This is a genomic window from Thermomicrobiales bacterium (assembly GCA_037045155.1).
In the GTDB taxonomy this organism is placed as follows: Bacteria; Chloroflexota; Chloroflexia; order Thermomicrobiales; family CFX8; genus JAMLIA01.
The window spans coordinates 708,110-729,501 of sequence record JBAOIG010000005.1 but is presented as its reverse complement, the minus strand read 5'-3'; the positions used below and the strand labels follow the sequence as shown (position 1 = coordinate 729,501).

The 21,392-nt window shown below is 65.7% G+C and carries 19 protein-coding genes and 1 riboswitch; of the genes, 12 read left to right on the top strand and 7 right to left on the bottom strand.

Annotated elements, in window-relative coordinates; translation table 11 throughout:
* Positions 1-62: 62 nt before the first annotated feature.
* On the bottom strand, positions 63-1,727 hold the full coding sequence (locus V9F06_13530) for a DHA2 family efflux MFS transporter permease subunit (GenBank protein ID MEI2618628.1): 1,665 nt from the start codon (positions 1,725-1,727) through the stop codon (positions 63-65).
* A 20-nt stretch (positions 1,728-1,747) separates the two neighbouring features.
* Positions 1,748-2,476 (bottom strand): MarR family transcriptional regulator, encoded by a 729-nt coding sequence (locus tag V9F06_13525; protein MEI2618627.1) that lies wholly within the window; start codon positions 2,474-2,476, stop codon positions 1,748-1,750.
* A gap of 106 nt (positions 2,477-2,582) precedes the next feature.
* Between V9F06_13525 and hemA the strand changes: the two genes are divergently transcribed.
* Both hemA and hemL read left to right on the top strand, forming a co-directional pair.
* Complete coding sequence (hemA, locus tag V9F06_13520) at positions 2,583-3,878, top strand: glutamyl-tRNA reductase (GenBank protein MEI2618626.1); 1,296 nt, start codon at positions 2,583-2,585, stop codon at positions 3,876-3,878.
* Positions 3,879-3,916: 38 nt separating this feature from the next.
* Positions 3,917-5,221: a glutamate-1-semialdehyde 2,1-aminomutase gene (gene hemL, locus V9F06_13515; GenBank protein MEI2618625.1), complete on the top strand. Its 1,305-nt coding sequence runs from the start codon at positions 3,917-3,919 to the stop codon at positions 5,219-5,221.
* A 523-nt stretch (positions 5,222-5,744) separates the two neighbouring features.
* On the opposite strand, the gene V9F06_13510 is transcribed toward hemL, so the two are convergent.
* The 3 genes from V9F06_13510 to V9F06_13500 all read right to left on the bottom strand — a co-directional run bounded on the left by V9F06_13510 (position 5,745) and on the right by V9F06_13500 (position 8,289).
* Positions 5,745-6,617 (bottom strand): hypothetical protein, encoded by an 873-nt coding sequence (locus tag V9F06_13510; protein ID MEI2618624.1) that lies wholly within the window; start codon positions 6,615-6,617, stop codon positions 5,745-5,747.
* Positions 6,618-6,690: 73 nt separating this feature from the next.
* Entirely contained in the window at positions 6,691-7,416 is a 726-nt protein-coding gene (locus V9F06_13505; protein ID MEI2618623.1) for a hypothetical protein, read from the bottom strand.
* 240 nt (positions 7,417-7,656) lie between these two features.
* Complete coding sequence (locus tag V9F06_13500) at positions 7,657-8,289, bottom strand: DedA family protein (GenBank protein MEI2618622.1); 633 nt, start codon at positions 8,287-8,289, stop codon at positions 7,657-7,659.
* Positions 8,290-8,506: 217 nt separating this feature from the next.
* On the opposite strand from V9F06_13500, the gene rsgA reads away from it, so the two are divergent.
* From rsgA to V9F06_13455, 9 genes are all read left to right on the top strand, one after another.
* Entirely contained in the window at positions 8,507-9,448 is a 942-nt protein-coding gene (gene rsgA / locus V9F06_13495; GenBank protein ID MEI2618621.1) for a ribosome small subunit-dependent GTPase A, read from the top strand.
* Between the two features lie 122 nt (positions 9,449-9,570).
* Positions 9,571-10,026 carry a DinB family protein gene (locus tag V9F06_13490; protein MEI2618620.1) on the top strand — a complete coding sequence of 152 codons (456 nt, stop codon included), beginning with the start codon at positions 9,571-9,573 and terminating at the stop codon, positions 10,024-10,026.
* A 100-nt stretch (positions 10,027-10,126) separates the two neighbouring features.
* On the top strand, positions 10,127-11,827 hold the full coding sequence (locus V9F06_13485) for a serine hydrolase (protein MEI2618619.1): 1,701 nt from the start codon (positions 10,127-10,129) through the stop codon (positions 11,825-11,827).
* Between the two features lie 176 nt (positions 11,828-12,003).
* Positions 12,004-12,309, top strand: coding sequence for a metal-sensitive transcriptional regulator (locus V9F06_13480; protein MEI2618618.1), 306 nt, complete (start codon positions 12,004-12,006; stop codon positions 12,307-12,309).
* 20 nt (positions 12,310-12,329) lie between these two features.
* The gene (locus tag V9F06_13475) at positions 12,330-13,757 is read left to right on the top strand and encodes a rhodanese-like domain-containing protein (GenBank protein ID MEI2618617.1); all 1,428 of its coding nucleotides are present in this window, start codon (positions 12,330-12,332) and stop codon (positions 13,755-13,757) included.
* Positions 13,754-14,170: a DUF302 domain-containing protein gene (locus V9F06_13470; protein MEI2618616.1), complete on the top strand. Its 417-nt coding sequence runs from the start codon at positions 13,754-13,756 to the stop codon at positions 14,168-14,170. Before V9F06_13475 ends, V9F06_13470 begins: the two co-directional genes overlap by 4 nt.
* A 293-nt stretch (positions 14,171-14,463) precedes the next feature.
* Positions 14,464-14,808, top strand: coding sequence for a rhodanese-like domain-containing protein (locus V9F06_13465; protein MEI2618615.1), 345 nt, complete (start codon positions 14,464-14,466; stop codon positions 14,806-14,808).
* Between the two features lie 108 nt (positions 14,809-14,916).
* Positions 14,917-15,660 (top strand): hypothetical protein, encoded by a 744-nt coding sequence (locus tag V9F06_13460; protein ID MEI2618614.1) that lies wholly within the window; start codon positions 14,917-14,919, stop codon positions 15,658-15,660.
* A 259-nt stretch (positions 15,661-15,919) separates the two neighbouring features.
* Positions 15,920-17,164 carry an MFS transporter gene (locus V9F06_13455; protein MEI2618613.1) on the top strand — a complete coding sequence of 415 codons (1,245 nt, stop codon included), beginning with the start codon at positions 15,920-15,922 and terminating at the stop codon, positions 17,162-17,164.
* 142 nt (positions 17,165-17,306) lie between these two features.
* Here V9F06_13455 and V9F06_13450 read toward each other — a convergent pair whose 3' ends face one another.
* Positions 17,307-19,649, bottom strand: coding sequence for a hypothetical protein (locus tag V9F06_13450; GenBank protein ID MEI2618612.1), 2,343 nt, complete (start codon positions 19,647-19,649; stop codon positions 17,307-17,309).
* A gap of 284 nt (positions 19,650-19,933) precedes the next feature.
* Here V9F06_13450 and V9F06_13445 point away from each other — a divergent pair, with 284 nt between their 5' ends.
* Positions 19,934-20,680, top strand: coding sequence for a hypothetical protein (locus V9F06_13445; GenBank protein MEI2618611.1), 747 nt, complete (start codon positions 19,934-19,936; stop codon positions 20,678-20,680).
* A 47-nt stretch (positions 20,681-20,727) separates the two neighbouring features.
* Here V9F06_13445 and V9F06_13440 read toward each other — a convergent pair whose 3' ends face one another.
* Positions 20,728-20,952: a hypothetical protein gene (locus V9F06_13440; GenBank protein ID MEI2618610.1), complete on the bottom strand. Its 225-nt coding sequence runs from the start codon at positions 20,950-20,952 to the stop codon at positions 20,728-20,730.
* A 312-nt stretch (positions 20,953-21,264) separates the two neighbouring features.
* Positions 21,265-21,347: riboswitch (cyclic di-GMP riboswitch) on the top strand.
* The last annotated feature ends 45 nt before the right edge of the window (positions 21,348-21,392 follow it).

The window sequence follows — 21,392 nt, the reverse complement described above, 5'->3', positions numbered from 1 at the left end:
ACCCCTCACCCCATCCCCGGCCGGCCGTTGCCGGAGGCCGCTGTCCTCGTGGGATCGTCACGCTAGTCTCCTGCCAGCGCCTCGGCCTGCTCTCGCGCCTCGACCCGCTCCACCTGGACGACGTCGCGTTTGTTGTTTTTCTCATTCCGCATCAGTGACGCTGTTACCGCGCCGCAAGCACAGACGATCGCGCTGACGAAGAACGTGTTATGAATCCCCGACACGAACGCCAGCTGGATGTCATGGAAGATCTGCGGCAGCAGGGCCGCCTGCTCTGGCGGGACAATCTGCGGCACCAGCTCGAACTGGCTGCTCTTGACCGCCTCGACCAGCCTAGTGTGGATTGCCGGATCGAGCGGCAGCGTATCGAGCCGCTTGCTGGCATAGATTCCGACCCACGACTGGAGCAGCGACCCGAGGACCGCGATCCCCATCACCTGGCCAACGTTGCGAGTCGTGTTCAGAATCCCGGACGCGCTGCCGGCGATTCGCGTTGGCACCTCGCGCATGGCAGCCGCGGTCATCGGGGCGAAGGTCATCCCCATGCCTGCGCCAGTCACGATCAGGGCCGGCAAGAGCGACTGCCAGGTCGTCGAGGTGTCGATCGACGCGATGATCAGCAAGATCCCGACCGAGATCAGCGTCAGCCCGCCGGTCAGGATCCAACGCGCGCCGATTCGATCGGAGAGCCGGCCGCTCATCGGCGCGATGACCATGATCATGAGCGATGTCGGCATCATCGTCAGGCCAGCCCGGATCGGCGAGTAGCCGAGAACGCCCTGAAGGAACAGTGTCATCGGGAAGAAGATGCCCAGCATCCCGAAGGCGACGACAAAGGCAATCGCGCTACCGACCGAGAAATTCCGTAGCCGGAATAGCTCCAGCTTCATCATCGGATCGCTCGCTCGGTGCTCCCACCAGACGAACGCGCCGAGCAGCGCCAGCCCGCCAACGAACAGCCCCAGGATCACCGGGTTGGTCCAGCCCATCGAATTCCCTTCGATGAGCGCGAAGACAATCGCGAAGATGCCAAGGCCGGAGAGCAGCACCCCGCCCCAGTCGATCTTCCGGCTGGCATGGGGATCGACCGACTCCGGCACGATGGCCAGCGTTGCCAGGATCGCGACGATCCCGACCGGCACGTTGATCAGAAAGATCCACTCCCAGGCGTAATGGGTCACGATCAACCCGCCGACGACCGGCCCAACCACCGCGCCGAGCGAGACAATGCTGCCCCAGATGCCCATCGCGGCCCCGCGCTTATCCGCCGGGAAGACGACGGTGATCAATGAGAGGGTCTGCGGCATCATGAATGCGCCACCCACACCCTGGAGGACACGGGCAAAGATCAGGGCGTTTACCCCGGAGATACCGACCAGAGCGCCCAGCCAGCCCGACACACCACAGAGCGCCGAGGCGGCAGTGAAGATCGTCATCCCGACGATGAACAGCTTCTTGCGCCCGAACACGTCGCCCAGCCGCCCGAACGACAGGAGCAACACGGCGTAGGCCAGGATATACGCGTCCAGCACCCACTGAATCTCGGAGAGCGTCGTCTCCAGGCCGATCTGGATCTTGCGCTGGGCGACATTCACGACGGTCGAATCCACCAGAAGCATGAACACCGCCGTGCAGAGCACGACGAGGATCAGCCAGGGATTCCGGGTCGGCTCGACATCCACGCTGGCCGGCATCGCCTCCGGGCGCGGGGGGAGTGTTGTCGACATGGTGCTCCTTCGTCAGCGAATCAGGCGGGTCCGTGAGAGGTCGGCAGCAACGCTTGTTCCTCTGCCGGTGTGTCGGGCGGCGCCATGGAATCTGTCGTCGTCAACGGATAGCCAGGAAGCTCGTGGGGGGCGCGCTGGAGTGCCTCCACGAGCGCATTCAGGACAGGGACAAACGACGATCGGTGCTCTTCCGGAAGGCTACCCAGCGCGGCGCGAATCTGCGCATGGCGCATGTCATGGAACTGCCGGCCGAGATCTCGGGCCAGCGGTGTCAGGTCGATCAGCACCTTGCGTCGGTCGGCAGGGTTAACCGCGCGGTCCGCCAGGCCATCTTCCAGCAGCCGATCGACCAGCTCCGATGCGGTCGGCAGCGAGATCCCAAGCTCGCGGGCCAGATCGCTCAGCGCGGCCGGCCCGGCGCGATAGAGGTAGCCAAGTGCCTTGACCTGCCCGAGGGAACGCCCGGCGTTCATCGGGTGCGCCATCAGCGAGCCGTACAGCCGCCGGCCGATCACCGGCAACGCCGCCATCGCCTCTCCGATTTGCCTCTCCTCGTCGATCATCTCGCTCTCCGATTCATTCGCATTCCGAATGATACGGATTCCGAAGTATTCGACAACTGTCCCAGCGGACAGGTTTCGGAGGGCAGGCAGGACGCAGTCGAGATCCCGGTGGGTCATCTCCGCATCGCCATCAGCGCAATCGGCCGGCGAGACGGTGCCAAACCGGAGCGGTCGTCCACCATCCATCGCCTCCCCTCTTGACTCTTATGCACTGATCGGTAACTCTTGGGCGAAACATAAGGATGTTCAGGTTTACACAGATTTCCTGACCATTGAGGGGACACAAGACCCGGTGCAGCTCTGGATGCTAGGGACGAATTACGAGCGCGCGTCGGTCGAGGTCCGCGAGCGGATGGCCTTCGGCAGCGAGGACCTTATCGACGGTGTGCGCCAGATCGGCCATATCGCTCGCGAGGGCGTCATCCTCTCCACCTGCAATCGCACCGAGCTTTACGGCCTGTTTGACGCCGGAGTGGACGGCGGCGCGGCGCTGCGACAGCTGGTCGTCAGCGCGCGTGACCTACCAAACCCGGTCGTTTCGGCCGCGACCTACCAGCAGGCCGGCCCGGAGGCCATCCGCCACCTCTACCGCGTCTCTTGCGGGCTCAACTCGATGATGCTCGGCGAGCCGCAGATCCTCACCCAGGTGCAGGACGCGCTGGCCATCGCCCGTTCCGAGGCCGTCGCTGGCCCGGTCATCACCCGTCTCTGCACCGACGCGCTGCGTGTCGGCAAACTGGCCCGGACGAAGACCGGTATCGCTCGCAATCGACTGTCCATTTCACACGCCGCGATCGACCTTGCCGCCCGGGAGATCGGAACGCTGGCCGGCCGCCGCGTCGTCGTCATCGGCGCGGGTGAGATCGGCGCCGTCACTGCCCGCATCCTTCGCACGGCCAATACCGCCGACCTGGTGATCATCAATCGCTCGCCCGAGCGCGGACAGGCGCTGGCTGCCGCAGTCGAAGGCCGCTACCGACCGCTCGACGCGCTGGCCGACGAGCTGGCCGACGCGGCCGTCGTTTTCTCGGCCATCGAGGCGCCCAGTTACATCCTCGGGCCGGCCACGCTGCCGGCGTCGGTCGACCGGCGCGACGAGCCACTGCTGATCGTCGATCTCGGCGTTCCTCGCACGATCGACCCCGCCCTCGATGCCCATCCGTTCGTCGATCTCCGAACGGTCGATGATCTCGAACAGATCGCCAGCGCCACCCGCCGACAGTACGACAGCGAGGTGCGCCGCGTCGACGCGCTGGTCGAACAGGCTGTCGATGAGTTCTCCACCTGGCTGCGAATCCGCGAGGCAGCTCCGGCTATCCGGGCGCTGCAGGAGCGAGCCGAGGAGGTGCGCGAGGCCGAGCTGGAGCGCGCACTGCGCCGCCTCGGGCACCTGTCGGAACGCGACCGCGAGGTCGTCCGCGCACTCAGCGCCGGGATCGTTGGCAAGCTGCTCCACCAGCCGATCGTCGCCCTCCGGGAATCCAGCGAGAGCGGCCGGCACGACGAAACCGCCCGCGCGCTGTTCGACCTGTTTGACATTGCGCCGCCCGACAGAAAATCCGCAGAACGCCACTCCGCCGCGGACTGACCCTCCGCGCGCCGCCGCATTGAAAAGGAGCCCACCCGATGGAGCAGACCGGGACTATCACGCACGAGCGATCGATCGCGGCCTTCGAGCGCGCCAGGCAGGTGATCCCCGGCGGGGTCAACTCGCCAGTGCGCGCCTTCCGCAGCGTCGGCGGCCAGCCGGTATTCGTTGCCAGCGGCGCTGGCGCGCGTATTCGCGACGTTGATGGCAACGAGTATCTCGATTATGTCCTGTCGTGGGGACCGTTGATCCTCGGTCATGCCGCGCCGGAGGTTGTCGAGGCGGTCACCTGTGCCGCTGCGAACGGAACCAGCTTTGGCGCGCCAACGGAGGCCGAGACAGAGCTGGCCGAGCTGCTGGCATCGCTCGTCCCCGGAGCTGAGATGGTCAGGTTGGTCTCCTCCGGCACCGAGGCTACGATGACGGCGCTGCGTCTGGCTCGCGCCGCGACCGGACGCGACCGGATCGTGAAGTTCTCGGGCTGCTACCACGGGCACGCGGACATGCTGCTGGTCCAGGCCGGCAGCGGGGTCGCCACGCTGGGCTTGCCCGACTCTCCGGGAGTCCCGGCGGGCGCGACGGCCAACACGCTGGTGGCGAATTTCAACGACCTAGCGTCGGTCGAGTCGCTCTTCGCCGGGTACGGCGGGGAAATCGCGGCAGTAATCGTCGAGCCAGTAGCCGGGAACATGGGGCTTGTCCCGCCGGTGGAGGGATTCCTGGCCGGGCTACGCGAGATCACTCGACGCCACGGCGCGCTGCTGATCTTCGACGAGGTGCTCTGCGGCTTCCGGGCCGGCCCCCGCGGCGCAGCGGCGCTCTACGGCATCGAGCCGGACATCGTCACTCTGGGCAAGGTGATCGGCGGCGGGCTGCCGCTGGCCGCCTACGCCGGCAGACGCGAGATCATGGAGCTGGTCGCCCCGGTCGGCCCGATGTATCAGGCCGGCACACTCTCGGGCAACCCGCTGGCCGTCGCAGCCGGGTTGGCGACACTCCGCGCCATCGGCCGGCCGGGTATTTTCGAGTCGCTGCATCACACTACGGCGCGGCTGATCGACGGGTTCGCCTCGGCAGCCACCGAGGCCGGCGTTCCGGTCCAGACAGCCCAGGTCGGTAGCCTGTTCGGCATGTTCTTCACCGATCGGCCGGTGCATTCGTGGGACGACGCCGCGACCAGCGACACCGCGCGATTTGCCCGCTGGTTCCAGGCGATGCTGGCTCGCGGTGTCTACCTGGCCCCGTCCCAGTTCGAGACCGGATTTCTCTCGACCGCCCACACCGACGCCGATATCGACCGAACGCTGGAGGCCGCTCGCGACGCGATGCGGGAGATCGGCTGACCGGCACGGGGCGCCTTGCCCCTGTGCCTGTCATTCCGAGTGGGTTGTCAGCGCCAGATTGCCCAACCGTTTGGGGCGTCAGCTGCCACCTTGGCTTGTCATTGCGTAGTCGACCGCAGTGAACATGTCAGGCATTGGCCAAACCGTCGTCCGGTCATCTTGAGTGGGCTGTCAACGTCACAGTGGCACACATGTTGGCGCGGCAGCCACCCCCGTGGCCTGTCATCTTCCGCCCGGAGGGCACCCGGCACGCGAAAGATCTCTCCTGCGTTGGACTGGCATCGAGCGGGTGGGAGATCTTTCACTGCGGCTCAAGATGACAGAGGGAGGGGCAGGCTGCCGAGCGGACAGTGAGGCGTTGGCAACCCACTCAATAGATCGTCAACGTCAAAGTGCTACACACGTTGGCGCGGCAGCCACCCCCGTGGCCTGTCATCTTGAGCGCGCACGCGAAAGATCTCCCCATCGTTGATGACGGCCAGCCAGAAGAAGGAGGCCGACGGCCCGACGCGCCAGGAACACCCTATGCTTCCAGCCTCCACATCTGCATGACCATCGGCAGGACCTTCGGCTCGCTCTCGCGGGCCAGCAGGTCGCGCAGGCGCGGCTCGATCACTCGGCCGTATTCTTCGAATGACCAGGTCTGCAGATCGCGAACCGGCTGACCATCTGACGCCGACCAGACCGGAAACGCGCGCTCGACCTCGATCACCTGCCCGCCGCCTGCGTTCTCCAACGTCATCCGCGCAAGCCTGGCGGCAACCGTGCCGAACAGTCCGTCGTTGCCATCCTCGATGCAGTCGTCCAGCCAGTCGAGGTAGTAGTCGACCATGCCAGCCGCAACGAGTCCCGAGCGAGCGGATGCCAAGACTCCGCGATGTGCGTCATCGAGGCGCTCCCAGCATCGATCGAGCAGCGCCATCACGCGACGATCCCCGAGCAACAGCAGGCCGGTGAGGATAGCGGCGCGAGTTGTCTGTGCGACGTCAGGGACCTCTTCCAACGCGATTCGTAGCACCTCGCGTGGGCCGGTCAGCGGGTCATCGCCCGGTATCGTAACGGCGAGATCCAGCGCAGCGGACGAGACGACGTAGCGGTCGGGGTCGATCATGATGAACGGCATCAGCGCATTCCCCGAGGAGACCTGCTCCTCGACTGCTTCAACGACATGCCCGAGAAGCTCCAGCCGTTCCTCCACTGTGGACCGCTTGACGACCACTCTATACAGCGGAATCAGGCGAAACACCTCGGCAGGATCGTTGGTGATGTCATAGCGCATCAGACCCAGGTACATCGCCTGGCGGAGCGCCTCCGGATCCGTATCGTCCCAGCGGCCGGGTTCGTCGGCCAGAGCAACCAATTCGGCAATGTACTGATCGCGCTCGCTGCTCTCCATCGGGGTGCTCTTCTCCTCAGTCGCGACGCAACCGCCGCAACTATCCGCCAGGTTCCGGAAGTCGAACGACATATCAGGCCAGCGCCAGATACTGGCAAACCAACCAGAGACGCAGGGCATCCTCGGGAGCAACCGGCGCGCCGGTGTCGTCCCAGCTCACCGCAACGTTGGCGAGCCAGGCGGCAAACGCGCCTTGCTCGCCGCGAGCCTCCCACTGGAACAGCTCGATCGTCGGCGCGCAGCCTTCGACCATCACGGCGTGGTCCCAGTGCTCCAGTGCCTCGTCTGGGTCGGCCTCAGCAGCCACGTCGATCGCCGCGAGGTGGTCGGACAGCGCCTCCTCATCGCCACGCAGTGCCATCGTGAGCTCGCGCGCCAGCCAGACCTCGCCGGCGAATATCGACCGAATCAGGATCGGAAAGTGCCCGTTTCCCCAGCCGCTGCGCCAGATCCAGCCGCGCACCAGCTGGCGCAAGGTCTCGTCGTGCTCGTCCGCGGGAACGACTGCCACCAACGTCTGTCGGTCCAGGACATCGACCTCGACGACGAAACGCTCACCGGTGCCAAAGTCGAATGCCAGCAACCCATCGACCTCATCCTCATGCCGGATCGCCTCTATCAGCGTCTGAGCAGAGACGGCGATCTCCCACCAGTCGATGTCGTTGACCACCAGCGACAATGCGAGGCTCGTGGTGTCCACCACCCGGCCCGCCGACCTGCGCAGCGCCCGCGCAATCGCGTCGCGCAATACCTCGTCCGGTAGCTCATCCGGCGACATCGCGACATCGAAGTCGGCCATCAATCGCCCTCCCAGCAGGTGCGCCTCACTCGGTCTCCCAGCCTGTCGCGTTCCGCTTCAGATCGAGAGAGTATCCATAGTGTGCATCCTGGTCACATAGAGGGAAGAGTGTCGTTCCCGCTCATCTCGGGCGTCTGAAAGCCCGACAAGCGGTCGGGATGTGATCGGTGATGGGGAGTCTGCGTCCCGGCTACTCGGAGGGGGCCATGGCACGTTTCGCGCCAGCGATCGGGCGGCTCGTTACTTCCGCACCCACCACGTGCGCCACTCGTTGCGGCGCGACCAGGCGAACCAGGTTACAGCAACGAGAATGACGAGGATCACGAAGTACTGGAAGTAATTGACGGCGCCCGAGACGCGCTCCCACTGATTGCCGAGGATCCAGCCAGCGCCGATCAGGGCTCCGTTCCAGACTGTGCTACCGATCGCGGTGTAGATGATGAACGACAGCAGCGGCATCCGGGTAACGCCGGCAGGGATTGAGATCAGGCTACGAACAACCGGGATCACGCGCCCGATCGTAACCGCCTTGCCTCCATGGCGGTCGAACCAGCCGTTCGCCTTATCGAGATCGGTCTCCTTCAGTAGAAAGAAGCGACCGTAGCGACCGATGAATGCATAGAGACGAGCCTGCCCGAACCAGAGGCCAACGCCGTAGAGAATCAGCGCGCCGACGATCGAGCCAATCGTCGCCGCGACCATCACCCCCAGCAGTCCGAAATGACCCTGGCCGGCCATGAAGCCGACGAGCGGAAGGATCAGCTCCGAGGGGATCGGAGGGAACGCGGTCTCGGACAGGATCAGCAGCGTGATGCCAATGTAGCCGAATGAGTCAATGATGGAAATGATCTGATCTTGCAAGCCAGAAAACACGAAATCGCTCCAGTTTCGCCCGTCATCATGATGCCCGGGATGTGGGACAGCGGCGCCGACCCGCGAGGAAGAAGTCGGATGGCCAATCGGGAAGGATAGCGGTGTTCATCGAAGAATCCAAACCCCGCCTTGCCGCCCGCCTATACTGTCCTGAATGCGCCCGGCGGCTATCGTGTTGTCGATGGTGGATGATGAAACGGCTATCCAGGAGGTGTGATTGCCCAATCTGAGTGAAATGGCGCCAGGCAGCGAGATTGCCGGCGTCATCGTGCGTGGCTACGGCCTCTACTACGATGTTGCGACCGACGCAGGCCTGCTACGCTGCACGCTCCGTGGCGCGCTCAAGCGTGCCCGCCGCGGCACCGACCCGGCGGCGGTCGGAGACCGGGTCCGCGCGATGCTGACGACGCCGGAGACCGACCCTTCCGAGGGGGTTATCGAAGAGATCCAGCCGCGGGAGCGCACGCTCTCGCGGCTTGCTCGTGGCACCGCCGACGTCGAGCAGGTGATCGTCGCCAACCCCGACCAGCTCGTTGCCGTATTCGCCATTCACCAGCCGGAGCCGCACCCGCGGCTCGTCGACCGCTTCCTGCTGATCGCCGAGGCGCGCGGGTTGGCAGCAATCCTGTGTATCAACAAGGTTGATCTGGCCCAGCCGGGCGATGTCGCCCGTTTCGCCGAGCCATACCTCGCCGCCGGTTACCCGGTGGTCGAGACGAGTGTGCGTTCTGGCGCAGGGATGGACGAGCTGCGGGAGCGACTGGAGGGCAAGGTCAGCGCGTTCGCCGGCCCGTCCGGCGTCGGGAAGTCGAGCCTGCTCAACGCGCTGGCCCCCGAGCGTGTGGCGGAGCGAACCGGCTCCATCTCGGAAGCCACCGGCAAGGGCCGGCACACCACCACATGGACGACTCTCTTCCGCATCGGCCCCGACACCTACGTCGCCGACACGCCCGGCATCCGGGCCCTCCAGCTGTGGGGAGTTCACCTGGAGAAGCTCGACCAGCTGTATCCCGAGTTCCGGCCATATCTGGGCGAGTGCTACTATGCCGACTGCCGGCATCTGAACGACCCGGGCTGTGCTGTCCGCGCAGCCGTCGAGGCCGGCGCGATCCACCCCGACCGCTACGAGAGCTACCGATCGTTCGTTGACGAGGGATGAGGGACGGGGGACGGGGGATGCGGAATGGATCTCCTCCCCCTCTCCCAAGGTTGGGAGAGGGGCGGGGGGTGAGGGCCGTCCCCCGTCCCCCGTCTCTACATCCCGACCATAAGGAGCAACCGATGCAAGCCGTTACCACCGCGCTACGAGACCTGTTTGCCGACCAGCAGACGGCGATGCGTGAGATCGTCTGGGGGCTGAGCGCCGAGGCGCTCAACTGGGCGCCGGCCGGCGGCAAGGACACCAACTCGATCGCGCAGATGCTCTCCCACGCGCTCGACGCCGAGCGATTTCTGGTTGCCGCCGCAGTTGGCGTGACGCTCGACCGCGACCGCGAATCACACTTCTCGATCGAGGTCGACAGCGCCGATGCGTTCATCGCCGAGATCGACCGCACCGCTGGTCTGGTCTATGACTGGCTCGGCCAGCTCTCCGACGACCGGCTTGCCGGCGACGTGCGGCTCCGTGACTCGTCGCGCAGCGGCGCGTGGCTGGCGATCCATGCGCTGGAACACGCGCGAGAACATATCGGACAGGCACTGCTGACCCGGCAGCTCTACGAGGCCGGGCAGCGCTAGCGACAGCACAACCCCTTGCGCAATCCTCGCGTCATCGCTAGGCTGAACGTGGGGGTATTCGTCGTTGGGCATCGTCTCCGCAACAGAATGTGAGCGCAAGATGGGCGGCCGGGGTCGGTGGTCGTTAGCGGTGCTGCTGGCGGTCTGGCTAGCATTTGGCGGACTGCTCATCGCGCCAGGGACGGCGCTGGCCGGCAACGACGCCATCATGCGCACATGGCAGCACACCGATGCGCCGGTGGCCGCTGGCAAGGCGGGCAGGACCTGGATGTGGGGTCCGGCACTCACCGACGAGATGAACGAGACAGCGACCAACGCCCCGGGCGGCACGCGCACCGTTCGCTACTTCGAGAAAAGCCGGATGGAGATCGCGACCGACCCCGCCGCCGACCCATCCTCGATCTGGTACATCACCAACGGACTGCTGGCGAAGGAGCTCGTCACCGGCCATCTCCAGACCGGCGCAAGCACGTTCGAGCCACGCAAGCCCGCGCAGGTCAACGTCGCTGGCGACCCTGACGACACCACCGGCCCGACCTACGCCAGCTTCCTCAGCCACCTCGCCGACCCGCCACTGGCCGGCGGCGCCGCGATCACCCAGCGGATCGACCGCGCCGGCGTCGTCCACAACGACCCGGCATTAGCCAGCCACGGCGTCACCGCGGCCGAGCGGCTGACCGTGCCCGGCATCGACCACCAGGTCGCCAGCGTCTTCTGGGAGTTCATGCGCTCTGGCGGGCTGGTCTACGAGGACGGCCGCTACCGCGACGCGGCGCTCTTCCCGAACCCGTACTACGCCACCGGCTACCCGATCAGCGAGGCGTACTGGGCCGATGTTCGCGTCGGCAACACGCCGAAGGTCGTCCTGGTGCAGGTCTTCGAGCGCCGGGTGCTGACCTGGACGCCGGACAACGCGCCCGGCTGGCGAGTCGAGGCGGGCAACGTCGGCAGCCACTACTACCAATGGCGCTACGGCGCTGCCCCGCCGGCCGGCGCGCCGCAGATCGAGCTGCCGGCCGTGCCGGATTCCCCGTTCATGGACGATCTGGAAGCAGAGCTGCACGGGATGGTGAACGGCTGGGCCGGCCAGAACGCCGTCAGCGTCACTGACCTGCAGACGGGCCGGACGATCTCGGTCGGCGGCGATCGGCAGCAACCAGCCGCCTGCACCATCAAGGTGTTCATCATGGTTGCGATCGCCGAGGACATCTCGGCCGGCAAGTACACCACCGCCGACGTAGAGGATCTCGTCCAGTCGGCGATGGGCCCGAGCAACACCGGGCCGGCGCGCGAGCTGATCCGCATCGCCGGCGGCGGGGATATCAACGCCGGCATCCACCGCATCAACCAGATCATGCAGCGCGTCGGCATGCGCGACTCGATCCTGCGCCACCCGCCCGACTACTGGGGCGACTACGGCTACGGCGATGGCGACAACTACCTGACCGCCGACGACATGAACCGCGGGCTGGAGGCGATCTGGGAAGGCCGCAGCGGACTCAGCGACTGGGGGCGTGACTACGTCCTCTGGAGCATGACGCTGGCAATCCCCGGCCAGCAGTACTCACTCGGCGGCCCCCTGCCGGATGACACCGTGCTGTACCACAAGATTGGCCTCGTCTACGCGCCATACGACACCTGGAACGACGCCGGCATCGTCGTCTTCAACCGCGGCGGCCGCGAGTACGCCTACGCCATCAGCTACCTCGGCTCCTGGGGCGGCAACTGGCTCGACGCCTATTACCACGGCGCCGAAGTCTCGGCGGTGACCTGGGCTGCGTTCAGCGGGGCGTATCGGTAGAGGCCGATGAGCTCACTCGAACCCTTTGTCCCCGTGCGTGCTGGGAGTGAGCTTGTTCATATCTATACGGTTCATGGGTAGAATGTCGTCCCGACCAACGCAGGAATCCATCGTGTTCCAGCACACGCTCTTGACATTGTCGTCGTTTCATGTACCCTAGGGGGGTACCGTAAGTCATGACGACAGGTGACAACCCGATGCCGACGATGACCGAGATGAACTCCGATACACGCCAGGAACTCATCGACCGCCTCAAGCGGATCGAGGGGCAGGCGCGCGGGATCCAGAAGATGATCGATGATGGGCGCGACTGCGAGCAGGTGATGACCCAGATCGCGGCGCTGAAGGCCGCGACACACGCGCTCTCCGGCGAGATGCTCGAGGCCTGGACCATCTTCTGCATGTCCCACCCCGACCGCTTCGCATCGCCCGAGATCGCCGCGCGCAAGATGGTCGACCTCGTCGTCAAGAACAGCCGCTAGTAGTAACCACGGAGGTTTCGTTGAAGCTCGAACGGATCTACACACCCGGCCTCGCGCAGGTCGCCTACATCATCGGCGACGAGGATGCCGGAGTCGCAGCGCTGATCGACCCGCGCCGCGACGTCCAGGAGTACATCGATCGCGCGTCCGCTGCCGGGCTGACGATCACCCAGATCTACGAGACCCACGTCCACGCCGACTTCGTCTCCGGCGCGCCGGAGCTGGCCCGCGCCACCGGCGCGACCGTCTACGCCAGCCGGATCGGCGAGTCGGAGTTCCCCCACCAACCACTCGACGACGGCGACGTCATCGCCTTGGGCAACCTGCGGATCACCGCGCTCTGGACTCCCGGCCACACACCAGAGCACATGGCCTTCCTGCTGACCGATCCGGCCAGCGACGCTCCCGGCTACCTGTTCAGCGGCGACATGCTCTTCGTCGGCGAGATCGGCCGGCCCGACCTGCTCGGCGCCGAACACACCGACGATCTGCTCGCGCAGCTCCACACGTCCGTCTTCGAGCGTCTCATGCCGCTGGACGACGCCATCATCGTCTATCCCGGCCACGGCGCCGGCTCGTCCTGCGGCCGCACGATCGGCGATGCCGATAGCACAACAATAGGCCAGGAGAAGCGGTTCAACTACGCCTTCCGGCCCCGCAATCTCGCCGAGTTCCGCGAGGCGATCATGGCCAACATGCCGCCCGCTCCGGCGTATTACCCGACGATGAAGCGAGTCAACAAGGTTGGCGCGACGCCGCTGGCTGGCGTGCCGGCCAGCCGAGCACTCGCTGCCGACGAGGTCGCCGGGCTCATCGCGGGCGGCGCGCTGGCGATCGATACCCGGCCGGCCGAGGCGTTCGGTGGCGCGCATATTCCCGGCGCGCTCTTCGCTGGCCTCGGGACCGACCTCGTCAACTGGGCCGGCTGGTACGCGCCGTACGACCGCGACGTCGTCCTGGTTCTCGAACACGACGAGCAGTTCGCGGAAGTTCGCACCGAGCTCGCGCGCATCGGCATCGACCGCGTCGCTGGCTACCTGGCCGGTGGGATGACGAGCTGGGAGACGAGCGGCCGCGATATCGCGACGCTAGCGCAGATCTCGACCCTCCAGCTGGAGGAGCTGCTGCGCAAGCACGAGGCGATCGTCATCGACGCCCGCAGCCTGGCCGAATGGCAGGAGGGGCACATCGATGGCGCGCTGCACCGCTTCGCCGGCCAGATCGTCACCGGCGATGTCGATATCCCGGCAGCGGGACCAGTGGCGATCATCTGCGGCAGCGGATACCGTTCAAGTGTGGCAGCCAGCGTGCTGCTACAACAAGGCTGGCAGGATGTGATCAACGTCCCCGGCGGGATGGACGGCTGGCGGGCCGCGGGCCTGCCGACAACAACCGATTCGGCCGCGAGCGCGGCCGGCATAGCGAAGGAAGAAGAGGTTCTCGCATGAGCACGACCCAGATGAGCCAGACGACCTACGGCTTCGGCATCACCGTCGACCTGCCCTACGAGGAGGCGATCGAGGCGACGAAGGCGGCGCTCAAGGAGGAAGGCTTCGGCATCCTGACCGAGATCGACGTCCGCAAGACTCTCAAGGAGAAAATCGACGCCGACTTCGAGCCATACATCATCCTCGGCGCGTGCAACCCGAAGCTCGCCCACCGCGCGCTGCAGGCGGAGCACGAGATCGGCCTGCTGCTGCCGTGCAACGTCATCGTCCACGACGACGGCAACGGCCGCTCGAAGGTCTCGGTGATGGACCCGAGCGCAGCGATGGGCCTGGTCGGCAGCGATAGCATCGCAGCAGTCGCCGCCGAGGCGCGTGAGACGCTGGAGCGCGCGCTGGAGCATCTCCGGAAGTAGCGTCGACAACGGGAGACCCCGGCGGACGAGTTACTATCCCACGCCGGGGTTTCTCCCATTATCCGCCTGGCCAGTGGTGTGTCTCGCACACTGGTCGATTGAGGAGCCGTCGTGACCGAGATCCTGATACTCCTGGGCGTCCTCGGTGGCTGGATACTGCTCCAGGCAGTCATCCTGCCGAAAGCCGGGGTGCCCACCTGAATGGCGCCGATACCTGTGCGTCCGTCGGACGCGCGCAACGCCGAACCGAACGATAATGACGAGTCGACGATGACACGTGAGGAACAACACCGATGCTAGGACGGCTGCTCAACCGCGGACCGCTCGTCGCCGAGACGACGGCTTCCGAGCTCGCCCGGGAGATCCACGAGGGCACATCCCTCCAGATCGTCGATGTCCGCGAGCTGGACGAGTGGCACGGCGGACGCATCCCCGGCTCGATCCACATCCCGCTGGGCCAGCTCGGCCAGCGTGTCGGAGAGCTGGATGCGCAGACGCGTGTCGTGGCAGTCTGCCGCACTGGCAATCGGAGCACCTGGGCGACGATGACGCTCCAGAACTCCGGCTTCCAGGACGTGGTAAACCTCGACGGCGGGATCGTCGCCTGGGCGCGGGCCGGCCTGCCGATCGAGCGGTAGCACGACGCCGACCGGCTGTGCGGATGTATCCGCCTGCTACACCCGGGCAGTAGACTCCCAGCTCTCAGCGGTTGGCGGCGACGTGACGGCACGCGCTGGTGGCCGTGAATGGTCGTTCGGATGATCTGCCCCCAATGTGGTTACCGCAACGAGATCGGCGTCGCGCAGTGCGCGTCCTGTGGCCGGCCATTCACCCGCGCTGCCGCCGAGCGGCGTGCCTGGCACGGCGGCGGCCGGCGCTCTCAGTCGACACCGGCCGCGATGCCCGGGACAACAGCAACGCCGTTCGATACTCCTGCCCCTCCAACCCGCCGCCGTGGCGTGGGTGGCTGCTTTTTGACGCTGCTGATAGGCGTCGCGCTGGTCGGCATACTCGGCTGGCTACTCCTGACTCAATTCATCCAGCCACGAATCGACAATCTGGTGGCCGACGGCGTCCGCGATGGCGTCCGCGCCGCTTTCCAGGACAGGATTGCAGCCGATCTTGGCGGAGCAACGACCGGCGAGGTCACGATCACCGAACAGGAGATCACTGACCGAATCAACGCGAACGGGGCGCTTGGCCCGATCGATCACGTCCAGGTCCATATCAGTCCGGATGGTCTGCTGGTGAATCTCTCGGCCTATGGCGTTAACGGCGCCTACCGAGCGACGATCGCCCAACAGGATGGCGCGATCGCCCTTCAGGGCGGCCAGCTCAGCGGACCGCTCTCCTACGCGCTGCCCAGCGGCGAGCTGGAGCAGTCGATCAATCGCGAGCTCGCCGCAGCGCTGATGTCGGCGGGATATCACGTCGTCGGAGTGACGCTCGGTGATGGCGAATTGACCATGTCCCTGACCTCTCATTCCTGACTATCCACAACCTCGTTCCTGCACTACACTCAGCCGTGGCAAAGGGGGAAGAGTGCTCCCGCCCGGAACAGCGGCCACTGTTCGGGCGCGCGCGATCCCGCCGACCGCTGGATGATGCCCGGGGCGGCAACGATGCTCTCTCGGTCCCAGCGCGGGTCGCCCGGTCGATGATGTCCCGGCGCAGCCACCGGTCTATCAGACACGACACGCGCTGGCGACGAGCGCCCCCGGGGGACGGCTCGCCGGCCACGGTGGGACGATGACGGACGACAAGCAACCACAGCGAGCGATCTCATGGCGGCGCAATCTCTACGCGCTCTGGATCGCCCAGATGCTGACGATCATTGGCTTCAGCCTGCGGACTCCCTTTCTCCCCTTCTATATCAAGGATCTTGGCGCAGACTCATTTGCCAGCCAGGCGCTGTGGGCCGGCGTAATCAACGCCGGCGGCGCGGCAGTCATGGCCATCTCGGCGCCGCTCTGGGGCATCGCGGCCGACCGCTTCGGGCGCAAGCCGATGGTGGTCCGGGCGATGCTTGCCGGCTCGCTGACGATCGGACTGATGAGCCTGGCGACCAGCCCCTGGCACCTGCTGATCCTGCGCTTCTTCGAGGGCGGCTTCACCGGCACCGTCACCGCGTCTACGACACTGGTCGCCGCGACAACCCCGCGCGAGCAGATGGGGTTCGGGCTGGGAATGATGCAGATGGCGGTCTTCTCCGGAGCATCGGTTGGACCGCTCTTCGGCGGCATCCTGGCCGACCAGATCGGCTATCGCCCAACGTTCGTCGTCGCCGGCGCGATGCTCTTCATCGGTGGGGTGATCGTTCTTACCCAGGTTCGCGAACAGTTTACGCGGCCGGCGCGAGGCTCGATCGACGAGCAATCGGGCCAGCGACTGCGGGCGCTGCTGCTGTCGAGCATGATGCTGGCAATGGTCGCTGTGATGGTAGCGCTACGGGTAGCATCCAGTGCGATCCAGCCGATTATGCCCCTTTATGTCGAGCAGCTTGCTCATTCGACCGCAGCCGTGGCGACCCTCGCTGGCCTGACTCTCGGCATCGCCGGGCTGACCAGCGCCGTAGCATCAATCACCCTCGGCCGGCTGGCCGATCGGATCGGTCAACGCCCGGTCCTCATCACCTGCGCGATCGGAGTCGGGCTGCTCTACCTGCCGCAGGCATTCGCCAGCAGCGTTACCCAGCTGATCGTCCTGCAAGGGCTGTTTGGCATAGCCGCCGGAGGGGTGATGCCGACGGCGAATGCGATCGTCGCCCACCTGACGCCGGCCGAGCGACGCGGGGCCGTCTTCGGCTTTACCGCGGCGGCAACATCGCTCGGCGGATTCGTCGGCCCGATCGGCGGCGCCTCACTGGCTGCCAGCCTCGACATCCGCTACGTCTTCCTGACGAGCGGGTTTCTGATGCTCGCTGTCGGCGCCTGGGTCGCGCACGTCGTCCGCGACGCTGATTTCAGTGACGAGACGACGCGGCCGGCCGGCTAGCCCAAGACGCGCAGCCGCCGCCCAGATACCCGACGCGAATGACGACGCCGGCGCAGCCGCTGGCAGTGCTGGAACCCCTGTTAACTGATGGGATATGTGTAATGGATGAGCCGGGACTGACGACAGACCGGGACCGGGCTGCCTACGCTGATATTGCCCCCGGGTCGTCAGACACCGACCACTCGTCGCGCCCGACGAGACGGATGCGGACGGCGGAGCCAAGGATCGTCGAGAGCGAGCGCTCGACCTCGGATCGGTAGCGCCCGTCGAGCAAGCGCCGGGCAACTGGCGACGGAGAAGCGAGCAACATCAGACCCCCGGCGTCCTGCCCGAGCGGCACGACGCCGGACAGCCGCTCGGCGTCGCCTGCCGCAAGGCCGGCCGACAGATCGGCCAGCACCGCGTGCCAGACTTGCCGGCCGAGATCGACATCGGCTCGTGAGACGGCGAGCTTCGTCTCGTCCGGCGGGAGCGATGGCGGCATAGACGCCACGTCCGGTTCGGCAACATGGAAGGAGACGATGACGGGCTGCGATAGCCGCGCATTCAGTAGCCTCTCGACGAGCGACCGATATTCGGTCGAGAGCTTGTCGGCAGCCAACTGTGAGCCGATCTCGATCTCGACCGTCCCGCGCCAGTAACGACGAACGGCGCTGCCATCCAGCAGCAGGTTGAAGGTGTCAGGGGATAGCGCGGCAGCGAGGTCGTCGAGGACTATCGCCCACGTGCGACTCCCCCGCGCGCCACCGGGCAGCCGCACGTCGCTCGGAGGCGACGTTGTGCTTCTGGACTGATCTGCTATCCCTGACGCGCCTGCCAACGCTGGAACGCCCGGATTGCCCGCGCCACGTGGTCCTTCTCTGTCCGCTGCCCAGCGCTGGACGATCTCGCGGATGCGCTTTGGCGCGACGAACGCCGAGCCGGACGCGACCGCCTCGCGCAACGCGGCGACGACCCAATCGCCGCCGGTCGATCCGGCGGCACGAGCTGGAGGATCGGCATCGCGCTCAAGCTCGCCCAGGAGGATGCGCTCGAGCGGGGTGGCCCGCCGGTCGTTAGCGGCCTCGAAGATGGAAACGACCAATGGACCCGGATCGACCAGAGGCCCGCTGGCTCGCTTGTCGTCGGCGCGATCCAGACCCCGCTCGGCCGGCGACGAGCCAACTCCCTTGCCTCCGCCGGGGTCGCCGTCGGATGAGAATCCCCGTTGGGCTTCCGCCGGATCACCGTCCCCAATATGCGTCTTGCGCGCGCTCCCTGTCCCGCCAACTGCCAATCCCTCCTGATCATCATCCTCCGCGCCAACGCGGCTGCCGCTCGAATCCCGTATGACCGATGCGTCGTCTGCCTGATCTCCGACTGGATCGACCAGCGGAGACGCCCGCAGCCCCGGCGGATCTCCCGCACGAGGTGTCGTTGTGGTGGTTGTCGTAGTGATCTGGTGTTGGTGATACGTTGTGTTGCCGGGTGCAACAGCGGTTGGCAAACCATTGGTGGCTCGATCAACGGTGGTTGGGTCGAGCATGGATAAACCGTTGTTGCTCTGCCCAACGTTGCTGCTCGAACCGTTGTTGGTGTTATCAACAACGACTACTGCGTGACCCATCTGACCATCGTTGCTCTGAACAACCGAGGTTGCTGTTGTCCCGTGTTCCAGCGTCGACTGTTGGGTACTGGGCAACACATCGTGATGTTCCTGACCGCTGGTTAGCCCGGTGGTTTCCGAAACCGTTTTCGTCTTTGTGTCGGCGCGCTTCCGGTGGCCGGCCCGACTTCTGGCGCTCGCTCGTTCCTCCAGCTCACGCGTTCGCTCGCGTAGCGCCTGCCAGAGTGGATCTCCGGCGACCTCGGTGAGGATCTCGTGCCAGACGTTGTCGCGGTCGATTGGATCGAACCGGGGAGAGAAGACACGCCGGACGTAACGGTAGACAGCGTCGTCGCGCGCCGCGACATTTGCCACGGCAATGACATCCATAGCACGGAGCGTCACGTGTTCGCCGTGATCTTTCACGCGATACAGGTTATGCGGCACGCGCCAGCGCCGTCCTCGCTCGTCGATTCGCAGGATCATCTCCTTGCGGATCTCGATCAGATCGAGGGCCACCAGGATCTTGTTGATCGTGATCAGCTCCGCGCGATCCTCGCCGTAGAAGTCCGCCTCGGCCTGTTGACTCGGGAATGCATAGCCGCGACGGGGTGATTCTTCGCGCCGGTCGGTCCAGACGGTGTACGAGTTGAGCAGTCCGATCCCCTTCAGGCCGATCAGGGGCGAGTACTGTGTGACGATCGTATTCCAGTGCCAGAACCATCCGCGTCGTCGAGCATCGACCCCCGACTGTCCGGCATCGATCTCACTCGCTTCTCTGGCATCAGACTGCTCGTCGTTGGCTCCGGTCACTCGCGACTCGGCAGATGGCTGTTCGCGCCCACGCCGCAACCCGGCCGGGGTTTGCCGATCGGGTTGTTCGGCTGCTGGCTCGGACATAGCTGCCTCCCACGCCACTGGGGTAACAGGGCTGATCGAACGGTTCGACCATAGAGTAGCAGCATCCTATCATCAACTCAAGTGCGAGTCTGCGTGGTGAGTAGTCAGACCGCTTGCTTTCCAGCGTGACAATTGTGGAAGTGACGAGTGGTGACTCAGCGAAGTTCCGGGTGGTTGACACAGGAATCACTGTCAGATATCGTCACGTGTGACGAGTGACGGATCGCTTTGACAGGCGCTGTCGGAACGAGATCCGGGCAACGCGAGCTACGAGGAGGCGTTCGATGACGATCGAGGTGGTCCTGCCGTACCGGACCGACTGGCGGGCGATGGAGAACGTCCTCGACTATTGCAAGGGAAAGGGCGCCGATCGCAGCGCGCTCGAAACGCGCTTCGGCGCTGGCGAGGGGTTGCGCGAGACGCTTAATGCCCTCGAACAACTCGCGTTAATCGAGCGAAGCGATGCGGGTGACGTCCGTCTCTCGATGCTCGGCGAGCAGCTCGCCTACGCGCCCGACCGCGCCCGGCGGCGCGAGCGTCTTGTCGAGGCGCTCCTCGGCTACTCGCCGTACCGAGCGCCGCTCGAGCGCGCCGTCGCCGAGGCGTTCCTGCTCCTCGACGCTCCGTGGGTCGAGCACCTCTGGCAGGTCGATATGCGTCTCGGCCAGCCACGCAACCGTGTTGAAGAGGCTCGGACATTCTTCTTCCGCATGGCAGACGAGGCCGGCCTCGGCGTCTTCCGTCGCGGTGTCCGTGGGCAGACCACTCGCCTGGAGCTCGACGAAGATATTGGCGCGATGTTGCGTCCGTTCCTGGAACGTCCATCGTCCCGGGCGGTGGTCGCGACCCAGCCGTCCGATGCGCCCGAGCTCCAATCAGTCGGCGATCGTGCTCCGGCCGAGGCTCTGTCCGTCCCGATGACGATCGCGCCGGGTATCACGGTGACGATCCAGGTCGATATGACTGATTGGGACTTCGAGCGTATCGAGCGGTTTCTTGCCCTCGTCGGCCACCGGCGCCAGGGTGGCTGACAGGGCCAGGAGCGATATATCCCACCCGGAGGCGCCGGCAGTGTCCTTCAGCGGCTGATCTGCTCGATGTCGTGGAGCGCTGCCTCGATCGCCGTCTCGTCGGAGTCGGGCGGCAACCCGTCTCGCCGCAGCCAGTAACGTACCCCGGCTGGGCGTCTGTTGAAGTCGAGAACAGGTTTCAGCGTGACATGCCAGCGCTGCTCTCCGCACTGGACGATCAGGTGGGTGCGGCCGTCGGCCGCTGGAATGATCCGCTCGATCTCGGCGGGCATCGGCTGTGTTCCTCTCTGACGCCGAGGCTGGCTTCGGCGGCGCCTCGCCTGGCTAAGTCCGGCCAATGCCCGCGTTCCGCAGGTCGTATCATCAGAATAGAACACGCGTTCTGTTGTCGTCAAATCAAACCGACTGTCGCGATGACTGCTGCCGGAGGTGGGCGGGGAGAGCTGCGCGGAAACTTGACTTCTACGCCAATGTGTGAGACGTTACGACATGTTAGTGCTGCGATGATCCGCGTGTTCGCATATTTCTGGAATGGGTCACCTCAGCCAGAGCATGGACGGTTCTGTATCGTCCGCTCATAGACGCCACAACTCGGAAGCGTTGACGCGCGGGCTGTAATTTGGGCGCCTCGCCCGCGTCGAGCAAGTGGTGCAACCGGCCGATGGGAACATCGTGCCGGTTTGCTGTATTTGCCACCGGCCACGTCGAGAAC

Bases quoted from the DNA above. Each gene is read 5' to 3' on its own strand.
- V9F06_13530 (MEI2618628.1), bottom strand. From the start codon at position 1,727: ATGTCGACAACACTCCCCCCGCGCCCGGAGGCGATGCCGGCCAGCGTG.
- V9F06_13525 (MEI2618627.1), bottom strand. From the start codon at position 2,476: ATGGATGGTGGACGACCGCTCCGGTTTGGCACCGTCTCGCCGGCCGAT.
- hemL (MEI2618625.1), top strand. From the start codon at position 3,917: ATGGAGCAGACCGGGACTATCACGCACGAGCGATCGATCGCGGCCTTC.
- V9F06_13510 (MEI2618624.1), bottom strand. From the start codon at position 6,617: ATGGAGAGCAGCGAGCGCGATCAGTACATTGCCGAATTGGTTGCTCTG.
- V9F06_13505 (MEI2618623.1), bottom strand. From the start codon at position 7,416: ATGGCCGACTTCGATGTCGCGATGTCGCCGGATGAGCTACCGGACGAG.
- V9F06_13490 (MEI2618620.1), top strand. From the start codon at position 9,571: ATGCAAGCCGTTACCACCGCGCTACGAGACCTGTTTGCCGACCAGCAG.
- V9F06_13485 (MEI2618619.1), top strand. From the start codon at position 10,127: ATGGGCGGCCGGGGTCGGTGGTCGTTAGCGGTGCTGCTGGCGGTCTGG.
- V9F06_13480 (MEI2618618.1), top strand. From the start codon at position 12,004: ATGACGACAGGTGACAACCCGATGCCGACGATGACCGAGATGAACTCC.
- V9F06_13470 (MEI2618616.1), top strand. From the start codon at position 13,754: ATGAGCACGACCCAGATGAGCCAGACGACCTACGGCTTCGGCATCACC.
- V9F06_13465 (MEI2618615.1), top strand. From the start codon at position 14,464: ATGCTAGGACGGCTGCTCAACCGCGGACCGCTCGTCGCCGAGACGACG.
- V9F06_13460 (MEI2618614.1), top strand. From the start codon at position 14,917: ATGGTCGTTCGGATGATCTGCCCCCAATGTGGTTACCGCAACGAGATC.
- V9F06_13455 (MEI2618613.1), top strand. From the start codon at position 15,920: ATGACGGACGACAAGCAACCACAGCGAGCGATCTCATGGCGGCGCAAT.
- V9F06_13450 (MEI2618612.1), bottom strand. From the start codon at position 19,649: ATGTCCGAGCCAGCAGCCGAACAACCCGATCGGCAAACCCCGGCCGGG.
- V9F06_13445 (MEI2618611.1), top strand. From the start codon at position 19,934: ATGACGATCGAGGTGGTCCTGCCGTACCGGACCGACTGGCGGGCGATG.
- V9F06_13440 (MEI2618610.1), bottom strand. From the start codon at position 20,952: ATGCCCGCCGAGATCGAGCGGATCATTCCAGCGGCCGACGGCCGCACC.